This window comes from Bacteroides sp. MSSM.1001136sp1_RTP21357st2_D2_RTP21359_211015 (assembly GCF_040913205.1).
Lineage (GTDB): Bacteria > Bacteroidota > Bacteroidia > Bacteroidales > Bacteroidaceae > Bacteroides > Bacteroides ovatus.
The window spans coordinates 1-19,359 of the sequence record NZ_JBDFVF010000025.1 but is presented as its reverse complement, the minus strand read 5'-3'; the positions used below and the strand labels follow the sequence as shown (position 1 = coordinate 19,359).

Sequence of the window (19,359 nt, the reverse complement as noted above, 5' to 3'; positions counted from 1 at the left end):
TTTAACTCTATTAGAAAAACGTATAAAATGCAAGAAAAGTTCTTTGAAAAAAGCAAAATGAGGTTATCTTTGCAAGATAGACGTAAACATTGAAGCATCCAAAAAGGTTATAAAATGAAAAGACAAATGAAAATCAACTATATTCTTACACTTATATTAGTATTTTGCATCGGTGCTTCCATCCCAATATTGACAGGCAGCAGCCAAGTGAACGAACAACATTCCGCCAAATCGGAAGTGCCTTATTGTGTCACTCCGCCTACTGTTCCCGCACAGGTCACCTTCGACGGGGAAACGATCGACCTCCGGCGCTATGACCGCCGCGAACGGATGGACCGCGAGATGATGGCCTTCACCTATATGCACTCCACCACCATGTTATTAATCAAGCGTGCCAACCGTTACTTCCCCATCATCGAACCGATACTGAAAGCAAACGGTATTCCTGATGACTTCAAATACCTGATGGTCATCGAGAGCAATCTGAATAACATCGCACGCTCTCCGGCAGGAGCAGCAGGTCTATGGCAATTTATGCCTGCCACCGGACGGGAATTCGGGCTGGAAGTGAACGATAACGTAGACGAACGCTATCATATTGAAAAAGCAACCGTTGCCGCCTGCAAATACTTCAAACAAGCGTATGCCAAATATGGCGATTGGATGGCTGTCTCCGCCGCCTATAACGCCGGACAGGGACGTATCTCCTCCCAACTTGAAAAGCAGTTGGCAAGTCATGCCATGGACTTATGGCTGGTAGAGGAAACTTCCCGCTACATGTTCCGCCTGCTGGCAGCCAAAGAGATATTCAATAACCCGCAACGTTACGGATTCCTCTTGAAACAGGAACATCTGTATCCGCCTATTCCTTATAAAGAGGTAACCGTCAACACTTCTATCGACGATCTGAACGACTACGCAAAATCACAGGGAATCACCTATGCCCAACTTCGTGATGCCAACCCCTGGCTGCGCGACACTTCATTGAAGAACAAGACCGGAAAGACATACATTCTCTATATTCCTACACAAGAGGGAATGTATTACAACCCGCAAAAGACCGTTGCCTACAATAAACAGTGGGTCATCGACTAAAAAGACTTTTTCTTTAATTCCGGCCAAGCACTATTGATATGAAACTGAAAGAAAGAATCCATCGTTTTTTGCATGACGAGAAACTGAAACGAAAGTTATACGTCATCATCTTCGAATCGGACACCCCTGCCGGGAAATTGTTCGACGTGATTCTTATCGCCTGTATTCTGGTCAGCGTATTGCTCGTCATCATCGAAAGCCTGAAAGGACTTCCCACCTATCTGACGACTCCGTTCGTCATTATGGAATTCCTTTTCACCGGCTTCTTTACTTTCGAATACCTGACGAGAATCTACTGTTCACCCCGTCCCCGGAAATACATATTCAGCTTTTTCGGTATCGTAGACTTACTGGCCACATTGCCTCTTTACATCGGTCTGCTCTTTCCGGGCGCCCGCTATCTACTCATCATCCGTGCCTTCCGCCTGATACGTGTGTTCCGCGTCTTCAAGCTTTTCAACTTTCTGAATGAGGGGGAACGGCTGCTCACCGCCTTGCGTGAAAGTAGTAAGAAGATTGCAGTGTTCTTCCTGTTTGTCGTCATTCTGGTGACTTCCATCGGAACGCTAATGTATATGATTGAAGGAACGCAACCCAACTCCCAGTTCAACAATATCCCGAACAGCATCTATTGGGCTATCGTCACCATGACTACCGTAGGTTATGGAGATATTACTCCCGCCACCGGCCTCGGAAAATTCCTTTCCGCCTGTGTCATGCTGATCGGTTACACGATTATTGCCGTACCCACAGGTATCGTATCTGCCTCCATGATGAAAGAGTATAAACGCAGGAGAGACAAAGAATGTCCCAACTGCCATCGCTCCGGACACGAAGATAATGCAGAGTTTTGCAAATATTGCGGCCATCCGTTAAATAGTGACTGAATAAGCTCTATTCCCTTTTCTGCAAAGAAAAAGACATTCACTATTTTCGTGAATTATAAATAAAACACTATATTTGCAGAAACAAATGGAATATGATTATAGAGTACGAAAAAGAGTATCTAAGGAGTTGTATGAGGATGGTAAGTGTAAAAGCAAAAAATATCGTTTTGACGCAGCTGTTATCAAAAAGTACCAGAAACGTATCGATACTTTAATTGCCGCTACGCGGATAGAAGATTTATTCGTCTTTAATTCTCTAAACTTCGAAGCTCTTCAAGGCCGTGCAGACTATTTTTCCATCCGTATAGACTATCACTACCGGCTGGAGTTTAGAACCCGCACCGAAGGTACTGAAACTATATTAACCATTTGTATAGTAACTGACATAACCAATCATTACCAATAAAAAATCAAGTATGAATACAATAAAAAGATTACCTACACACCCAGGTGATGTGTTAAAAGAAGAATTGGAATGCCGCAAAATCTCTCAAAAGAAATTCTCGGAAATTCTTGGGGTTCCTTATACAATGCTTAATGAAATATTGAATGGAAAAAGACCTATTACCAGTGATTTTGCATTGATGGTGGAAGCAGCTCTAGACATTAATCCAGAGTTACTTATCAATATGCAATCACGATATAACATGGCTTTGGCCCGTGAAAAGAAAGCCCTTTCAAACCGACTCAACGAAATACGTAAAATGTGCGCCTCACTGTTATGAGTGTTTGCAAATACGCTCGAATAAGACAATGAAAACGCATCCCACAGCATAGCAGGCAATATCTCCCCAATCGAACGTAGAACCCAGCACAATTCGGGCTACGCGGTTCGTAATGCCCAATGTTTCCACCAGCTGGAAGTATTGCAACACTTCTACGAAACAGGCAAAAAGAAAGACATAAAACGGCATCCGCGGAATCCCCATCGGTAGAAAGATACGTACAAAGCTATATACCAGCACTACAACCAGCATATCTCCGACATAGGGACGTATGAAACGGTCGCGCACATACAAAGCTATCAACACCTCCATACAGAAGATCACCAGAAAGCTGATTATATAAAAAATTCTTTTCTTCATTATTTGCTCGGTCGCGGGATTAAACATTTATTTGAATCTGCGAATATACGATAAAATGAATTGGATACGTTCAAATATTACTAAATGATTGATACAAAAAGGGGAAATAATTGTATATTTATGGTCCTAAGCATTTTTCCACAAACAATAAAAAACAGAAAGGAGATTGAACACATGATGTTGAATATGGATTTTGTAATCCGTTTATTGGTCGCCGGAATATTGGGAACCATCATCGGACTGGATCGTGAATACCGTGCCAAAGAAGCCGGATACCGCACTCATTTTCTCGTGTCGCTAGGTAGTGCTTTGATTATGATTGTTTCCCAATACGGATTTCAGGAAATTATAAAAGAAAGTAGTGTCACACTCGATCCCAGTCGGGTGGCGGCACAGGTTGTCAGCGGTATCGGATTTATCGGTGCAGGAACCATCATCTTTCAAAAACAGATTGTACGCGGACTGACTACCGCCGCAGGAATCTGGGCAACAGCAGGTATCGGCTTGGCGGTAGGTGCAGGAATGTACACCATCGGTATTGCCGCCACGGTGTTAACCCTCGTCGGACTGGAACTACTTAGCTATCTATTTAAAAGCATCGGAATGAAAAGCTCGATGGTTTCTTTCTCAACTCCCAACAAAGACATACTGAAACAGATAGCGGACAGATTCAACTCTAAAGACTACCTGATAGTCTCTTACGAGATGGAAACGCAACACACGGGTGAAACAGAATATTATCAGGTTACGATGGTTATCAAGTCGAAGCGAAATAATGATGAAGGGCATCTGCTTTCGCTGATACAGGAATTTCCGGATGTAACGGTGCAAAGGATTGAATAAGAGAAAAGTACATATAACCCCTTTAAAAAAAACATCTCGAATGTTTCCATATATAGAACTATTTTCAGTACCTTTGCTACGTAAAAAATAAATCCATGGAGGCAAAAGCGAAATTTAAAATAGTATATTCAGAAGAAGCGGACAATTTTCTTAACCAATTGCCCCCCAAAAGTAAAAGACAAAATTATCTACAACATAGCAAAGTCTAAATTTGTTATAGCCCCGGAACTCTTTAAAAAATTAGACAATACAGATATATGGGAGTTCAGGACACTCTATAACAAAAACCAATATAGACTATTAGCTTTTTGGGATAAAGTGGATGGAGTAGATACTTTAGTCATTGCTACCCATGGATTTATAAAGAAAACCCAGAAGACTCCTTCCAAAGAAATAACAAAAGCGGAAGAGATAAGAAAAATATATTTTAATTCTAAAAAATAAGAATATGGAAAAGATGAAGTTTTATACAGAAGAAGAAATTATAGATAAACATATAGGAAAGAAGGGAACTCTTGCACGTGATAAATTTGAAGAGGGCTTACAATCTTTCCTTATTGGAGAAGCCATAAAAAAAGCCAGACAATCCAAAAATCTCACTCAAGAAGAACTAGGAAATCTGATAGGCGTACAAAGAGCCCAAATCTCCCGCATAGAAAGCGGGAAAAACTTAACTCTTTCCACGCTAGCTAAAGTCTTTAAAGCGATGGGTATAAGTGCCAAATTAGAAATAGACAATTTAGGGAAAGTTGCCTTATGGTGATTTTCACTTTTGCTTCTCCGTCAAATACTTCCAATAACGTACAGGCATATCCTGCCTGTGCTTTCTCGGATTCATGCGTTCTTTGATACAAATAGCCTTGAAATATGTCTTCCAAAGTTGTTGGAAAAGCTTCTCATCCTTGTCCATCAGGCTTTCGTCCAGCATCCCCGTAATCAAATGGGATTCACGACTGTCATCATCAAACGAGATAGTCGTCACCTTCTGCAAATCATAATAAAATCCGTAACGGCGTTTCATGTCGTAAATAATCCACTTCTGATCGGCAAAACGGTCTTTGAAATGGTGAACGGTCAGCGGGAGTGCATTATACTGTGGTTCGAAAGCGGCAAAGAATGTACCGTCGGCAGCTTTCTGGAAACGGACAAATTGCATCAGGTGTACGCGTTCGCCATCCACCTTCTTCCATATTTGCGCTAATTGCAAAACGTCCGGATCACCAAAATTGGTTTCAATAGAGCGGGGGGCATCGATTGCTTTACGGATATATCGAAAAATAAGTATTCCTATTTCCGGAAGTTCCGACAGCCAACTTTGCGTGAGGCAACCCAAAGCAGAAGAGGAAACTTTCTTCTGCAATCCCCGCCACACACGCCCGGCCTTTTCTTCATCGGTCACTACCGTATGCAGCTCATCACAAAATAAAGGCAAAGCATCTCCTTCCGACAACAAAGCATCGGGAAAAGTCTTGCGGAAATAGGCGTCGAACACAGCCGTCAGCAGCCCATCAAAGGTTTTATCGTAAATATAAACATTCATAAAAAACACCAAGCATATTTACTATTCGCCAAAATCAAGCAACAGCTGACGTTCATCCACTTTCTTTTTCGGTTTCGGCAACAATAAGCTGCGCACCCGTTGCGGAGAAAGTTCGTTCAGTGTCTGCATCTGGAGAGGCAGTTCTTTGCAAGTGATGAAATATTGCGCTTTCTTCATCACCACTCCTATCTTCTTCAGTTCATAAAATCCCAGCCGCGAAAAACGACGGGAAGCAACAATCAGTTTCGCCGACTTCACCCCTACTCCCGGCACACGGAGCAACATTTCGTAGTCTGCCTTATTGATGTCGACAGGAAACTGTTCGGGATGGCGCAAAGCCCACGAAAGTTTCGGGTCTATTTCGAGATCGAGATCCGGATAGGAATCATCCACAATTTCATCTACCTTGAATTGATAAAAACGCAATAACCAGTCAGCCTGATAGAGCCGGTTTTCACGTACCAGAGGCGGCTGTTTCAATGCCGGAAGGCGCTTATCATACGTATTCACGGAAACGTAGCCCGAGTAATAGACACGTTTCATGGTGGGGCGCCCATAAAGTGCCGATGAAAGAAAAAGAATATCTTTATCCGATTCGGAGGTAGCTCCCACAATCACCTGGGTACTTTGTCCCGCAGGTGCGAAACGCGGTGCGTGGCGAAACTTCTGCCGTTCTTCTTTACTCTCCAACACGCCTTGTTGAATGTATTTCATCGGAGCAAATACACTTTTATGGTCTTTTTCCGGTGCAAGCAGTTTCAAATTTTCTTCTTTGGGAATTTCGACGTTGACGCTAAGACGATCGGCATACAATCCGGCTTCATTCACTAATTCGCGACTGGCTCCGGGAATACTCTTGAGATGGATATAACCGTTAAAACGGTACACTTGCCGCAAATCTTTGGCTACACGCACAAGTCTCTCCATTGTATAGTCCGGATTACGGACCACTCCGGAGCTAAGAAACAGCCCTTCGATATAGTTACGACGGTAGAATTCCATCGTCAGCTCCACCAATTCCGAAACGGAAAAGGTAGCGCGGGGAAGATCGTTGCTACGACGGTTGACGCAATAGGCACAATCGTAAATGCAATAATTGGTAAGCATGATTTTCAATAGCGAGATACATCGACCGTCCTCGGCAAAACTGTGGCATATCCCCCATCCTCCCACAGTGTTTCCCAGCGTTCCCGGCTTATTGGAACGCACCGTACCACTGGAAGAACAGGAAACATCGTACTTGGCAGATTCTGCAAGTATCTTCAGTTTAGCTAAGACGTTTTCGTTCATCATTCCCGATCTTGATTCTTTTCGCAAATATACGATTAAATTTGAGATGCGTATAGAAGAAAAAAGTTTGCCCCCCTACAAATTGCAAATAAATCATTTAAAAGAACCACAAAAATATAAAAAGCCCGGACTTACATCTTGGGAGACATCTCTTTTCTAAAAAAGCGATTCACCCAAACGAACCGCTTTTTATGCTATAAATAATTGCCACTATCCGTACTAAAACAATAAAAAGTCATTCCGCATTAAAACAAAAAGAGGGCATATCGCTTCACGATATGCCCTCTTTTTCAATATCCTAGTAGTCTTCTAAATTATTTTTTAGAAGCTTCCAAAGATGCTTTACGGAATTCTTTCATTGCTTTTTCGATTTCCAAAGAAGCTTTACGAGCGCGAGTTCCTGCTGCTTTGTTACCGTTTTCGATCTGTGCGTTAGCATCTTTTGAGAAGTCAGCATAAAGAGCTGCTACCTTTTCTACCAATTCTTTCATAATCCTTTTATTTTTTTCGTTAATAATGTGCCGCAAAAATACACTGTTTCCCGAAATAAAAGCATAAAATCAATATTTTTTTTGAGATAATCTTCGAAAAATATCTAAAAAAGGGGCTTTTTACCTTTTTTACCTACCTTTGTAGCCATGAAACTGCTTACAGATACCGATTATATACATGCACTGATTGCTGAAGGAGAGCACCAGCAACAGGACTTTAAATTCGAAATTTCCGACGCACGCAAAATAGCCAAAACACTTTCGGCTTTTGCCAACACGAACGGAGGACGATTACTTATTGGCGTTAAAGACAATGGTAAAATCGCAGGAGTACGCTCCGAAGAAGAAAAATATATGATTGAAGCCACCGCACAACTTTATTGCGTGCCGGAAGTGGAATATTCTCTGCAAACATACATAGTGGAAGGACGACAAGTGTTAGTGGCAACCATCGAAGAAACTCCACATAAACCGGTTTACGCCAAGGACGAAACCGGAAAGCCCCTAGCCTATCTCCGCATCAAGGACGAAAATATTCTGGCAACTCCCATACATCTCCGTGTATGGCAACAGAGCGATAGCCCCCGTGGAGAACTCATCCGCTACACCGAACGTGAACAGCTCCTGCTCGATCAACTGGAGCACGGAACTTTACTCTCACTCAACCGTTACTGTCGACAAACCGGACTTTCACGACGTGCCGCTGAACATCTGCTCGCCAAATTTGTTCGTTATGATATTGTGGAACCTGTATTCGAAAATCATAAATTTTACTTCCGAATAAAAGACGAATAACCACAAACAATGCTTTATACTTAATACTTAACTATGACTTTTATCAACGAGATTAATGACATACTTTGGACGTATATTCTAATTATTATGTTATTAGGATGTGCTGTCTGGTTCAGCCTACGGACACGCTTTGTACAATTTCGCATGATCCGGGAAATGATCGTGCTGTTAAGCGAATCCGCCGGCAAAGGAAAACAGGGAGAGAAACATGTATCTTCTTTTCAGGCATTCGCTATTTCTATCGCCAGCCGTGTGGGTACGGGGAATCTTGCGGGAGTGGCTACTGCCATTGCCATCGGAGGTCCCGGGGCTATTTTCTGGATGTGGGTCATCGCACTGTTAGGGGCTTCGAGTGCTTTCATAGAGTCTACTTTGGGACAATTATACAAAATACGCGGAAAGGATTCGTTCATCGGAGGACCTGCTTATTATATGAAGAAAGGGTTGAAACAACCGTGGATGGGAATGCTTTTTGCCGTATTAATAAGCATTACTTTCGGGTTTGCTTTCAATTCTGTACAGAGTAATACGATCTGTGCTGCGGCAGAGCATGCTTTTGGGTTCAATCATATTATATTGGGAGGTGTGCTGACTTTGCTGACATTGCTTATCATCTTTGGAGGTATTCAACGCATTGCCCGCGTCAGTAGTATTATCGTGCCTGTTATGGCTTTGGGATATGTAGGGCTGGCACTGGTTATTGTTGCACTCAATATCACTCATTTACCGGGTGTTATCGCACTGATTGTCAGCCATGCTTTCGGTTGGGAGCAGGCATTGGCAGGAGGAGTTGGTATGGCATTAATGCAGGGCATCAAGAGAGGACTTTTCAGCAATGAGGCCGGTATGGGTTCGGCCCCGAATGCGGCTGCCACGGCTCATGTCAGCCATCCCGTAAAACAAGGGTTGATACAGACTTTGGCGGTATTTACAGATACATTATTGATATGTACCTGTACGGCTTTTATCATCCTCTTTAGTGGGGCTCCTCTGGATGGTTCGGCTAATGGAGTGCAGCTGACTCAACAGGCGTTGACAAACGAAATAGGTTCTTCGGGCAGTATCTTCGTTGCCGTAGCTCTTTTCTTTTTTGCTTTCAGCAGTATTCTGGGGAATTATTATTATGGTGAGGCTAATATCCGTTTTATCACTCACCGGAAATGGGTACTTCATGGTTACAGGATATTGGTGGGTGGTATGGTGCTCTTCGGTTCACTTGCCACATTGGATATGGTATGGAGCCTGGCAGATGTCACGATGGCGTTAATGGCTATCTGTAATCTGATTGCTATCCTTTTCCTCGGAAAATATGCTATCCGTCTGCTAAATGATTACCGGGCGCAAAAGAAAGCTGGCATCCAAAGCCCTGTTTTTAAGAAAGAGACAATGCCGGACATCGAAAAGGACTTGGAATGTTGGTGAAAACCAACTGTTTTTGTACCTTTGCACGCAAATTGACAGATGGTAGTTATTTTATATACCTTCCACACGCTCAAATAGTAAATTGTAAATAATAAAATTGTAGAGATAACAATGGGCTTATTTGGTTTATTCAAGAAAAAATCCGATGAAACGAAAGTCGGCAATGTAGAAGATTTCATATCACTGACACGGGTGTATTTCCAGTCAGTTATCGCCACAAACCTCGGTATCACTAATATCCGCTTCTTGCCGGACGTAGCTAACTTCAAACGTTTGTTTAAAGTTCCTACTCAAAACGGTAAACTGGGATTGGCCGAAAAATCTGCTGCGCGCAAAATGCTGATGCAGGATTATGGGTTGAACGAGAACTTCTTTAAGGAAATCGACTCTTCCGTGAAACGTAACTGCCGCACTCAAAATGATATTCAATCTTATTTGTTCATGTATCAGGGATTTTCCAATGATCTGATGATGTTGATGGGAAATCTGATGCAGTGGAGGTTTCGTATGCCGTCGATCTTTAAGAAGGCTTTGTATGGTATGACACAGAAAACGGTACACGATGTTTGTACCAAGACAGTGTGGAAGGCTGATGATGTGCATAAAACGGCTGCGACTGTTCGCCAGTACAAAGAGCGTTTGGGATACTCTGAACAGTGGATGACGGATTATGTGTATAATATTGTTCTTCTTGCCAAGAAGGAGCCGAAACGGAAGAATGACGACACGGAAACGAAAAAATAAGTCGCTTTAAATGTTAGAAAATCGTAAAGATTAATAGGATAGAAAAAGCGGGGGTTTTGTACCTCCGCTTTTTTTGTTATCTTTATGTACTTTTTTCTTTTGTCTTGATACAAAAGAAAAAGTACCCAAAAGAAAAAATCAAGGCTGCGCCTGCCCGGCTACTCCGGTTTCATTCCCGTCTAAAGGGTAGAAACTCGCTTCGCTCAAACAGTCTGCCCTTCTTAACGCCGGTAATAAAACCTTCGCTTGACGCCGTGCAGACGAGGCCGGAGGGGGACTATGCGGTGTGGTAGTATATTATAATAATTAAAAAATAGAGAGATTGCTTATGAAACAAAAGAAAATGCTTGCGCTTACTTTTTCACAGTTGAAACAAATCTATAATCAAGAAATTCCTGAAGCGGTGGAGATAGCTGATAAGAGCTCTTCTGTGGAAGAGTTCAAGGCTGGGATGCTGCGTTTTTTGGAAATTTGCAGGATAGAAAATGAGGCTGCGGAGGAGGCGAGGGAGCAAATTCGACTCTTACTCGATTATGATGGACAGAATGTCCATGAACTGTCTACTGGACAGGATATGTCAGTACAGACGATTCGGTTGCTTTATGAGTTTCTGACGGGAACGTTGGAAAATATGGAGATACCGACGGATTTGTTTATTGAAATTTTCCAGATGTTTAAACGGTTGAAGGGAGAGGTTGTGCCTTTACCATCGCCACAGCGTATCAAAAGCAGGAATGACCGGTGGGAAACGGGATTGGATGAAGAGGTACGTGAAGTGCGGGATGAGAATAAGGAGCGGATGTTGCACTTGTTGATTCAGAAGATTGAAAACAGGAAGTCGAAGCCTTCGGTGCGTTTTCACTTTGAGGAGGGAATGAGTTATGAAGAAAAATACAGGTTGGTCAATGAGTGGTGGAACGATTTCCGCTTTCATTTGGCAATGGCTGTGAAAAGTCCGGGCGAGTTGAATCGATTCCTGGGAAATTCACTTTCGTCAGAGACTATGTATTTGCTTTATCGTGCCCGGAAGAAGGGTATGCCGTTCTTTGCAACTCCTTATTATTTATCGTTGCTTAATGTAACGGGATATGGGTATAATGACGAGGCTATTCGGAGTTATATTCTGTATTCTCCACGTTTGGTGGAGACGTATGGAAATATTCGCGCGTGGGAGAAAGAGGATATTGTAGAAGCCGGGAAGCCTAATGCTGCGGGATGGCTTTTGCCGGACGGGCATAACATTCATCGGCGGTATCCGGAGGTGGCTATTCTCATTCCTGACACTATGGGACGGGCTTGCGGAGGACTTTGTGCTTCCTGTCAGCGTATGTATGATTTTCAGAGCGAGCGGTTGAATTTCGAATTTGAGTCTTTACGCCCGAAGGAATCATGGGATCGTAAGTTGCGTCGGTTAATGGCTTATTTTGAAGAGGATACGCAATTGCGGGATATTCTTATTACAGGAGGCGATGCGCTGATGAGTCAAAATAAAACGCTTCAGAATATTCTGGATGCGGTGTATCGGATGGCGGCACGCAAACAAAGGGCGAATCTTGAACGCAAGGATGGAGAGAAATATGCGGAATTGCAACGGGTACGGTTGGGGTCACGTCTGTTGGCTTATTTGCCGATGCGTATCAACGACGGGCTGGTTGATGTTCTGCGGGAATTCAAGGAGAAAGCATCGGCTATCGGTGTGAAACAGTTTATTATACAGACTCATTTCCAGACACCGCTGGAGGTTACTCCTGAAGCTAAAGAAGCGATCCGGAAGATTCTTTCTGCGGGATGGATTATTACGAATCAGTTGGTATATACGGTGGCTGCTTCACGTAGAGGGCATACGACCCGGCTTCGTCAGGTGCTCAATTCGTTGGGGGTGGTATGTTATTACACTTTCTCGGTAAAGGGATTCAATGAGAATTATGCAGTATTTGCACCCAACAGTCGTTCAATGCAGGAGCAACAGGAGGAAAAGATTTATGGCCGTATGACACCGGAACAGGCAGAGGAGTTATATAAGATATTAGAGACGAAAGTAGGAACAGAAGAGGAGCCTAAAGAGGATGTTGCCAAGCAATTAAGACGCTTCATGAGAAAGCATCATTTACCTTTCCTTGCCACTGATCGCAGCGTATTGAATTTACCGGCTATCGGTAAAAGCATGACTTTCCAGTTGGTGGGACTAACTGAAGAAGGAAAACGAATTCTACGCTTCGAACATGACGGTACTCGTCATCATAGCCCGATTATCGATCAGATGGGGCAGATTTATATTGTAGAGAATAAATCGCTAGCTGCTTACCTGCGCCAGTTAGCCAAGATGGGAGAAGATCCGGAAGACTATGCTTCTATATGGAATTATACGAAAGGAGAAACCGAACCTCGTTTCAGTCTTTACGAGTATCCTGATTTCCCCTTCCGCACAACAGATAAAATGAGTAATTTAAGTATTAAGAATTAGGTATTAAGTATTAATCGACAAGCATCAACTAACAAGTATTAATCAACGCCTATCAAGTATAAACCAGCGGCTTCGGTAATACTTATTACTTAATACTTGTTTCTACTACTTGTTTCCTACTCTTTTACCCGTATTACTATATTTGCAATAATTGCAGTTAGGCCTCCGGTGGTAATCCCTGAAGAGAAGATACTTCGAATTGCTTCCGGGGCTTGTTGTAATACGTCCGGCATTAGTTCTACCCCTAAGCCTAAGGAGAGGCTGACTGCTAATACCAAAGTTTCTTTACGGCCTATTTCTTGTGAGGAGACAATACGGATTCCCGCCGCTGCTACTGTGCCGAACATTAGTAAGGTTGCACCGCCCAGTACAGGATCGGGCATTAAGGAAAATACGGCACCTACGATGGGAAATAAACCCAAAAGGACGAGCATTGCTGCGATATAATAACCAACATAACGGCTGGCTACTCCGGTCAGTTGGATAATACCGTTGTTTTGTGCAAAGATGGAGTTTGGAAAAGAGTTGAATACACCGGCGAGAAAGGAGTTGAATCCATCTGCCATTACTCCACCGGAAACCCGTTTCAAATAGGAATCTCCTTCAATGGGAAGTCCGGAAATCATAGAGTTGGCAGTTACATCACCTGTTGCTTCAATGGCAGTTATCAAGTAAACCAGACCAATGGCTATAAAAGAAGACACATTGAAATCAACACCATATTTAAAAGGCTGGGGAATATTAAAACTCATCAGCATTTCCACATTCAACGCACTCATATCCACTTTTCCCAGAGCAAATGCCAAACCATAGCCAAGGCAAAGTCCGAGTACAATGGAACTCATACGCAGGTATTTGTTCCCGCAACGGTTGAAAAACAAGACGCTAAGAAGTACCAGTGCTGCAATAGACAGGTTTTCCCACGTAGCAAACGTACCATTATCCATAGCTGCATATCCGCCTCCGCAAGATACGATACCTACCTTTATCAGACTCAATCCGATAAGCAGCACGACAATACCGGAAACCAGCGGAGTGATAATATTACGCAGATATTTGAATGTGCGGCTGACAATCATTTCGATAGGCGCAGCAGCCATACAGGAACCGAAAATTAACGGTAATCCGCCTACCATCCCTGTGGCAATGATAGGGCCGATAAAAGAAAAACTGGTTCCCTGGATGCAGAGCAGTCTTGCTCCTATCACACCAAAGCGGCGGCATTGTATAAAGGTAGATACTCCCGAAGCAAAAAGAGACATGGAAACCAGAAAGCTTGTCTTTTCTACATCAAGTTTCAAGGCACTTGCGATGATAAGCGGAGGTGTAATGATCGCTACGAAAATAGCCAAAAGATGTTGTAAAGCCGCAAACAAGGCGTCTTTAAAAGGGGGACGGTCTTCTACGCCGTAGATTAAATCAGTTTTCATTTAACAGGGTTTCTATATATTTTTTTAAGTTCCGCAGAGGGATAAACAGAGATTATTCTGAAGTCCGGCTTCTTTTAGTCCGACTTTTTTTAATTCTATTTCTTATAATCCGTTTTTTAGTTCAGCGTCCATTTCAGAGCGAGTGTCGGGATAACATAAAAGCCATCACGACCGCCGAAGTTATTACTCAATTCGACTTCGGAGCCAATACTAAGATTGAAATTTTTATTTACGCCTTTGATTTTGTTCAGGTTCACCCAGAATTGTGGTTCGGAGAGGAAGATAGTCTTTCCGTAGTTGGTTTCTTCACGCCACCAATCGGCAAAGCCGGAGAAAGTGAGCAGATTGCGGCAGAAATTTACGTACCACGTACCTGTCAGCTGGAAGTTGTTGGGCGATTGGTGTTTCTGAATATACTTATACATAGCAGTCAGCGTGAAGCCTTTGGAAAAGGAAGCATTATTAAAAGTGTAGGTAGCTCCTGCCAGATAAGCATTTTTATAAGACATGCCTTTCGATAATCCACCGTTATATTCAAGATGTGCAGAGAAAGGACCTTTCCAGAATTTTATCTCACGTGCTATTTCCCAATAAGCGGAAGCGACACCCTCTGAGGTGTAATCCATATCAACAAAGAAATAAGTGCTTCCCCAAGTATCAGGATGAAACTTCTCCACAGTGGAGGTGAACAGCGGGCGACCTTGCAAATCTTTATCATACAAAGAACGTCCGAAATCATAATGTAGCTGAATGTTTTGCGCCTGCAATCCCGGTATGCCAGAGAGCAACATACAGAGGAAAAGAGCAGAGATAATTTGTTTCATAAGTAAATGTGTTTAAATGAAGATGCAAAAATAGTTAAAGCTACACATATAAACACATTACTTCTGTTTTTTTTATTCCAGGTTATTATTTCCCGTATCCCACCAGAGTCTTGTACCTCCATGGTCATCTCCGCCTAAAGCCTTGACAAGAGCAGAATATTGCTCCGGGTCTTCTGTCTGCAATGTACCTGGGAAATTAAGACGGCGCACCATGATCTCCGTGTCGATGCATCCGCTCCTACTATGATTGAATCGAACGGGAAATAAACGGGGATATCCCGTTCGTCTTTGTTCGGCCCAAGCTTCGCAACCTTCCGGGAACATGGCAATCCACTTCTGCGTGATAATCTTCTCCAGTTTGGTCTCCTTATCATCCTGCGGATTCCATTTGGGAGTGACTTTACAACGCGCTTCTATATTATTTTCTTCATCATAAGTGTCTATAAAGTCGGAAGCTGTCAACTCACTTTTCAGGTAATCCTCCACCCCATAAATTCCCCATTGATGAAAAGAGGTAGTTACACCGTTCCGGTAACAAGCTTCTTCATCTTCATCGGTCCACCCGCGCAAAGCGGCTTCGGCACGCAGAAACCAGACTTCCGAGGCAGTCATCAGAGGCGCATCGGTGCTTTGCAGGACAAACAGCTTCGACAATCCGGAATAATGACTATGAGCAAAACATGTCCCTTGACGAATTCCACGATATTGTCCTTTCAAAGCTTCATCCGTACAGTGTTCGAAATAAGCTCCAAGACGAGGATCATCATATCCGACCAAGATTGATTCCATGTTAGCACTCATGTAAGTTTCATTCCACACACGGTTAAGTTCTCCCAATGGATTGGTATATCCAGATTTGGTAGAAACGATTGCTCCGCCTGTTTCCGCTTCAAAGAAGCCATAATCGTTTTCTTTTATTTTCTGTATTTCAGCACAAGCCTTATCGGGAGCAACAGAGGCAATACGCATTGCCAACCGCAAACGCAACGAATTGGCAAACTTCACCCAGGAAGCGTATTTCCCATCCAACAAAATATCAAAACGTGCAAATCCATTGGATTCCGGTTTCTCATCTATATAGTTGGTGAGAGCAACTACAGCAGAATCGAGTTCATTGAAAAACTCATAATAGACATCCTCTTGTTTATCCGGACGGTAATGTTTTTCGGCATTAGCAAAATTCTTATAAATGATAGGACCATAATAATCCGTCACACGATGCATCGCTTCCACCTTTAATATTTTCGTTATCCCGAACAGAGCAGGATGTGTATTTCGGGTAGCATTCTCCGACTGATATATCTGTGGGAAAATATAAGAATACATGTGTGTCCACATGGCGCTATTCCAGCCGTCCTGCATATTATAATCGGAATTATGCGAGCCCCCGTTCAGAGGTTTGCCGTCATGCATATACCCACTGAACATGTCCGCGTTCAGATTCTGTATCAGCTGGAAAGGCCAGTTCTTTCCTTTTCCGTAGTCGTAATTAAAATAAATACCTTGCTGAATAATTCCCAAACGGATTCCATAGCCATTGTCATCAATAATCAAGTCATCATCCGTGATACCGGACAAATCGGTATTGTAATCACGGAAATTACCGGTACAAGCTACAGAGAACAGCAATAACCCCAACAAATATAGATATACATATTTTCTCTTCATTTCTCTCTCCTGCCTTTAAAATTCACATTTCAGAGTAAAGCCCAGACTACGGGTCGTAGGCATTCCGAACACTTCAATTCCTTGATTATCATTTCCGGTAGAAAGTACCAGATCCGGATCAAAAGGAGCTTTCTTATACAAGAAACATAGATTGCGAGCTACAAACGAAAGCTGAACATCTTTCAGTACCTTCGTTTTCTGTATCCACTTCTTGGAGAAATTATAGCTCAATGATACTTCACGCAACCGTAAATTCGTAGCATCATACATATAATATTCCGTCACCCCGGCACGCCCGCCTACTATTTTATAGAATCCTTTCACATTGTCTATACGCTGACCGTCGAGCATTACATATCCCCTGTCACGCGCATCGGCCGTTATTTCAGATACTCCATAAAGATCCATTTCCGCCTGTGTCTGCGAAAGGACTTCACCTCCGTAGCGCCAATCAAGCAGAAAATAAAGGGTGAAGCCTTTGTAAGAGAATGTATGATCCCATCCCATCATAAAGACAGGGTTGGCATTTCCTACTTTCACCGTATTCCCATCGCCCTCCACCAATGGAAGTCCTTTATTATCACCCTCTGTTTCGTAAACGATATTGCCTGCATCATCACGCACAAAAGCCTTACCATATATATCACCGATAGAACCGCCTTTAATAAGTTTCATGGCATAGCTGGAAGAAAAACTGGTAGGCCCGTAAATCATTTCTTTCAGATCTTCGTGCAACTTCACTATCTTATTCTTATTGGTAGAGAAGTTTACAGAAGTTTTCCAGTTGAAATCAGGAGTTAATACGGGAGTTCCATTCAGTGTCAATTCCCATCCCCGATTCTGGATATTTCCGGCATTTACATATCGGTAAGCATACTTATCGCCTGCAAGTGCGGGAAGTTTGAAGAACTGATTATAAGTATTGGTACGATAATAAGTCAGATTAACCCCTAAACGGTGTTGAAAGAATCGCCATTCAGTTCCAAATTCGATGGCATGAGTCATTTCCGGCTCCATTTCCTTGAAAGGTGCGGCGTCATTCGCCTGTATCTCGCCACCGGCATTGATCTGCGAAGAGGGATTAGTGATAAATGGAGGAATATCATTCCCTACTTTACTATAAGCGCCACGCAATTTTGCGAAAGAAACCCATTCGGGCAACTTCACCCATTTATCAAGCAGCATGGAAAGCCCTACAGAAGGATAAGCGAATCCGGATTTTTCATGTTTGGTATATGACAAGGTTGACGCCCAGTCATTACGGGCCGTCAAATCAAGAAACAATTTTTCCTTATAACCGATCTGTGCCGTACCGAATATAGATTGCAACTGACGGCGTTGATCTATTCGCTGGTCAATACTGGCAGAACTGTTCATGACGATATTGGCAATATTAAACACATTAGCAAACTTCAAAGATGCATTTTTCGAATCATATCGGGTAGAATTAACGACTTTATCATTTATACTACCACCAATCGCCGCATCCAGTGTAAAATCCCCCCAGGTTTTCTTCACCATCGCCATGACATCACCATACATCTGGGTTTCCTGATAATCCATCTCGATATATCGTCCGTTCGCTCCACACAGGGCGGTGGCAGTAGACGCATAGAATTTCTGGCGTAACTTGTCCGCCCAGTAATCCATGTTTCCACGGGCTTGAATCGTCAGCCAGTCATTTACCTTAAAGTTTGCTGAAAGAGAAAGGATAACGCGCGTACGTGTTTCTTTACTTTGTATGCGGTTCGTTATCCAATATGGATTCTGTTCGAAGTCTTCGGTAAACGTATGCCAATTCTGCACACCCAGTTTCCGTTCTTCGTCATAGGTTTCAAAATGATCTTTATAATAAGACAAATCCTCTCCACGAGGGAAACGGTAGAGCCCTACCAATGGATTCATATAGAAACCTCCCGATACCGGCTTATTCTCAACGGTCTGTTTCATGACATTCACACTACCGTCCAGTTTCAGACGTTTGTCGAACATGGTAGCCGTCTCGCGCAAGTTTATATTATGCTTTCTCAGTTTATTCTTGTCGATAATCCCCTTTCCGGTAGTATTGGCATAGGAGAAATAAGTTTGCAGGTTTTCGTTTCCATAACTGATAGATACGGAAGTCATCGATGTCAATCCGGTACGGAAAAAATCATCCAGATTATCATAAGCCATCAGATTCTCTTTCTCTCCCCAACTGTCTACCACATCACTGACACCATAACGATTCTGCATTTTAGGCATACTGAATGCTTTCTCGAAAGTGAGTCCTGTAGAGAAATTAATATTCCTTTGTCCGACAGAGTTGCCTTTTTTAGTCGTAATAAGAATCACTCCGTTAGCAGCCATGCTACCATATAAAGCGGCAGCAGGAGCACCTTTCAAAATACTGATGCTTTCTACATCTTCCGGATTCAGATTAGAGATTCCGTCTCCTCCATCACGATTCCCTGCATTCGCCGTACCACCAATAGCCGAATAAGCCTGTTCGGAAGAGGTGTTCGACATCGGCACTCCATCTATTACATAAAGCGGTTGATTATCACCGGATACAGAACGGATTCCCCGGAGACTAACTTTTGCGGAACCACCCATACCGGAAGAGTTTTTGTTGATTTGCACACCGGCAGCTTTTCCTGCCAGGGCAGCAATCATATTTACTTCTTTGACACGGTTCAGTTCTTCTCCCTTGATTTTTTGCACAGAATAGGCCAATGTAGCTTCATCCTTTTCAAGTCCCAAGGCCGTTACGATGACATGTTCAAGCATCACCGCATCTTC

The 19,359-nt window shown here is 42.9% G+C and carries 18 protein-coding genes and 1 pseudogene; 11 read left to right on the top strand and 8 right to left on the bottom strand.

From position 1 onward, the window contains the following. The first annotated feature begins 114 nt into the window (after nt 1-114). The 4 genes from AB5217_RS16110 (at nt 115) to AB5217_RS16095 (ending at nt 2,707) form a co-directional block, all read left to right on the top strand. A complete protein-coding gene (locus AB5217_RS16110) occupies nt 115-1,095 on the top strand; it encodes a lytic transglycosylase domain-containing protein (protein ID WP_032854786.1) in 981 nt (326 codons plus the stop codon). 38 nt (nt 1,096-1,133) lie between these two features. Beyond that, the gene (locus AB5217_RS16105; RefSeq protein ID WP_032845995.1) at nt 1,134-1,982 is read left to right on the top strand and encodes an ion transporter; all 849 of its coding nucleotides are present in this window, start codon (nt 1,134-1,136) and stop codon (nt 1,980-1,982) included. A 73-nt stretch (nt 1,983-2,055) separates the two neighbouring features. Then, a complete protein-coding gene (locus AB5217_RS16100; RefSeq protein WP_229115822.1) occupies nt 2,056-2,388 on the top strand; it encodes a type II toxin-antitoxin system RelE/ParE family toxin in 333 nt (110 codons plus the stop codon). 10 nt (nt 2,389-2,398) lie between these two features. Further along, nucleotides 2,399-2,707 carry a HigA family addiction module antitoxin gene (locus AB5217_RS16095; RefSeq protein WP_008651217.1) on the top strand — a complete coding sequence of 103 codons (309 nt, stop codon included), beginning with the start codon at nt 2,399-2,401 and terminating at the stop codon, nt 2,705-2,707. Here AB5217_RS16095 and AB5217_RS16090 read toward each other — a convergent pair. Then, entirely contained in the window at nt 2,702-3,067 is a 366-nt protein-coding gene (locus AB5217_RS16090; RefSeq protein ID WP_032845993.1) for a DUF2809 domain-containing protein, read from the bottom strand. The genes AB5217_RS16095 and AB5217_RS16090 overlap by 6 nt on opposite strands. 174 nt (nt 3,068-3,241) lie before the next feature. Between AB5217_RS16090 and AB5217_RS16085 the strand changes: the two genes are divergently transcribed. The 3 genes and pseudogenes from AB5217_RS16085 to AB5217_RS16075 all read left to right on the top strand — a co-directional run bounded on the left by AB5217_RS16085 (nt 3,242) and on the right by AB5217_RS16075 (nt 4,673). Then, nucleotides 3,242-3,910 carry an MgtC/SapB family protein gene (locus AB5217_RS16085; protein WP_004308274.1) on the top strand — a complete coding sequence of 223 codons (669 nt, stop codon included), beginning with the start codon at nt 3,242-3,244 and terminating at the stop codon, nt 3,908-3,910. A 95-nt stretch (nt 3,911-4,005) separates the two neighbouring features. Further along, nucleotides 4,006-4,354 (top strand): annotated as a pseudogene (locus AB5217_RS16080) (type II toxin-antitoxin system RelE/ParE family toxin). A 4-nt stretch (nt 4,355-4,358) separates the two neighbouring features. After that, nucleotides 4,359-4,673: a helix-turn-helix domain-containing protein gene (locus AB5217_RS16075; protein WP_032854784.1), complete on the top strand. Its 315-nt coding sequence runs from the start codon at nt 4,359-4,361 to the stop codon at nt 4,671-4,673. 3 nt (nt 4,674-4,676) lie between these two features. On the opposite strand, the gene AB5217_RS16070 is transcribed toward AB5217_RS16075, so the two are convergent. From AB5217_RS16070 to AB5217_RS16060, 3 genes are all read right to left on the bottom strand, one after another. Beyond that, a complete protein-coding gene (locus AB5217_RS16070; RefSeq protein ID WP_032843965.1) occupies nt 4,677-5,450 on the bottom strand; it encodes a TIGR03915 family putative DNA repair protein in 774 nt (257 codons plus the stop codon). Nucleotides 5,451-5,471: 21 nt separating this feature from the next. Further along, nucleotides 5,472-6,740, bottom strand: a complete 1,269-nt coding sequence (locus AB5217_RS16065) for a putative DNA modification/repair radical SAM protein (protein ID WP_032843970.1) — start codon at nt 6,738-6,740, stop codon at nt 5,472-5,474. Between the two features lie 314 nt (nt 6,741-7,054). Continuing rightward, a complete protein-coding gene (locus AB5217_RS16060; RefSeq protein WP_004301965.1) occupies nt 7,055-7,231 on the bottom strand; it encodes a histone H1 in 177 nt (58 codons plus the stop codon). A 147-nt stretch (nt 7,232-7,378) separates the two neighbouring features. Here AB5217_RS16060 and AB5217_RS16055 point away from each other — a divergent pair, with 147 nt between their 5' ends. From AB5217_RS16055 to AB5217_RS16040, 4 genes are all read left to right on the top strand, one after another. Continuing rightward, a complete protein-coding gene (locus tag AB5217_RS16055) occupies nt 7,379-8,026 on the top strand; it encodes a helix-turn-helix domain-containing protein (RefSeq protein ID WP_032843964.1) in 648 nt (215 codons plus the stop codon). Between the two features lie 33 nt (nt 8,027-8,059). After that, nucleotides 8,060-9,448: an alanine/glycine:cation symporter family protein gene (locus AB5217_RS16050; protein WP_032854783.1), complete on the top strand. Its 1,389-nt coding sequence runs from the start codon at nt 8,060-8,062 to the stop codon at nt 9,446-9,448. Nucleotides 9,449-9,559: 111 nt separating this feature from the next. After that, on the top strand, nt 9,560-10,192 hold the full coding sequence (locus tag AB5217_RS16045; RefSeq protein ID WP_032843962.1) for a hypothetical protein: 633 nt from the start codon (nt 9,560-9,562) through the stop codon (nt 10,190-10,192). 328 nt (nt 10,193-10,520) lie between these two features. After that, the gene (locus tag AB5217_RS16040; protein ID WP_032843961.1) at nt 10,521-12,656 is read left to right on the top strand and encodes a KamA family radical SAM protein; all 2,136 of its coding nucleotides are present in this window, start codon (nt 10,521-10,523) and stop codon (nt 12,654-12,656) included. A 116-nt stretch (nt 12,657-12,772) separates the two neighbouring features. Here AB5217_RS16040 and AB5217_RS16035 read toward each other — a convergent pair whose 3' ends face one another. The 4 genes from AB5217_RS16035 to AB5217_RS16020 all read right to left on the bottom strand — a co-directional run. Then, entirely contained in the window at nt 12,773-14,086 is a 1,314-nt protein-coding gene (locus AB5217_RS16035) for a nucleobase:cation symporter-2 family protein (protein WP_004304803.1), read from the bottom strand. A gap of 116 nt (nt 14,087-14,202) precedes the next feature. Next, the gene (locus AB5217_RS16030; protein ID WP_032843960.1) at nt 14,203-14,910 is read right to left on the bottom strand and encodes a DUF5020 family protein; all 708 of its coding nucleotides are present in this window, start codon (nt 14,908-14,910) and stop codon (nt 14,203-14,205) included. 72 nt (nt 14,911-14,982) lie between these two features. Next, nucleotides 14,983-16,578: a SusD/RagB family nutrient-binding outer membrane lipoprotein gene (locus AB5217_RS16025; RefSeq protein WP_032843959.1), complete on the bottom strand. Its 1,596-nt coding sequence runs from the start codon at nt 16,576-16,578 to the stop codon at nt 14,983-14,985. Nucleotides 16,579-16,593: 15 nt separating this feature from the next. Then, nucleotides 16,594-19,359, bottom strand: a 2,766-nt coding sequence (locus tag AB5217_RS16020) for a SusC/RagA family TonB-linked outer membrane protein (RefSeq protein ID WP_368117372.1), incomplete at its 5' end; no start/stop codon positions are given.

Bases quoted from the DNA above. Each gene is read 5' to 3' on its own strand.
- AB5217_RS16110 (WP_032854786.1), top strand. From the start codon at position 115: ATGAAAAGACAAATGAAAATCAACTATATTCTTACACTTATATTAGTA.
- AB5217_RS16105 (WP_032845995.1), top strand. From the start codon at position 1,134: ATGAAACTGAAAGAAAGAATCCATCGTTTTTTGCATGACGAGAAACTG.
- AB5217_RS16095 (WP_008651217.1), top strand. From the start codon at position 2,399: ATGAATACAATAAAAAGATTACCTACACACCCAGGTGATGTGTTAAAA.
- AB5217_RS16090 (WP_032845993.1), bottom strand. From the start codon at position 3,067: ATGAAGAAAAGAATTTTTTATATAATCAGCTTTCTGGTGATCTTCTGT.
- AB5217_RS16085 (WP_004308274.1), top strand. From the start codon at position 3,242: ATGATGTTGAATATGGATTTTGTAATCCGTTTATTGGTCGCCGGAATA.
- AB5217_RS16075 (WP_032854784.1), top strand. From the start codon at position 4,359: ATGGAAAAGATGAAGTTTTATACAGAAGAAGAAATTATAGATAAACAT.
- AB5217_RS16070 (WP_032843965.1), bottom strand. From the start codon at position 5,450: ATGAATGTTTATATTTACGATAAAACCTTTGATGGGCTGCTGACGGCT.
- AB5217_RS16065 (WP_032843970.1), bottom strand. From the start codon at position 6,740: ATGAACGAAAACGTCTTAGCTAAACTGAAGATACTTGCAGAATCTGCC.
- AB5217_RS16060 (WP_004301965.1), bottom strand. From the start codon at position 7,231: ATGAAAGAATTGGTAGAAAAGGTAGCAGCTCTTTATGCTGACTTCTCA.
- AB5217_RS16055 (WP_032843964.1), top strand. From the start codon at position 7,379: ATGAAACTGCTTACAGATACCGATTATATACATGCACTGATTGCTGAA.
- AB5217_RS16050 (WP_032854783.1), top strand. From the start codon at position 8,060: ATGACTTTTATCAACGAGATTAATGACATACTTTGGACGTATATTCTA.
- AB5217_RS16045 (WP_032843962.1), top strand. From the start codon at position 9,560: ATGGGCTTATTTGGTTTATTCAAGAAAAAATCCGATGAAACGAAAGTC.
- AB5217_RS16040 (WP_032843961.1), top strand. From the start codon at position 10,521: ATGAAACAAAAGAAAATGCTTGCGCTTACTTTTTCACAGTTGAAACAA.
- AB5217_RS16035 (WP_004304803.1), bottom strand. From the start codon at position 14,086: ATGAAAACTGATTTAATCTACGGCGTAGAAGACCGTCCCCCTTTTAAA.
- AB5217_RS16030 (WP_032843960.1), bottom strand. From the start codon at position 14,910: ATGAAACAAATTATCTCTGCTCTTTTCCTCTGTATGTTGCTCTCTGGC.
- AB5217_RS16025 (WP_032843959.1), bottom strand. From the start codon at position 16,578: ATGAAGAGAAAATATGTATATCTATATTTGTTGGGGTTATTGCTGTTC.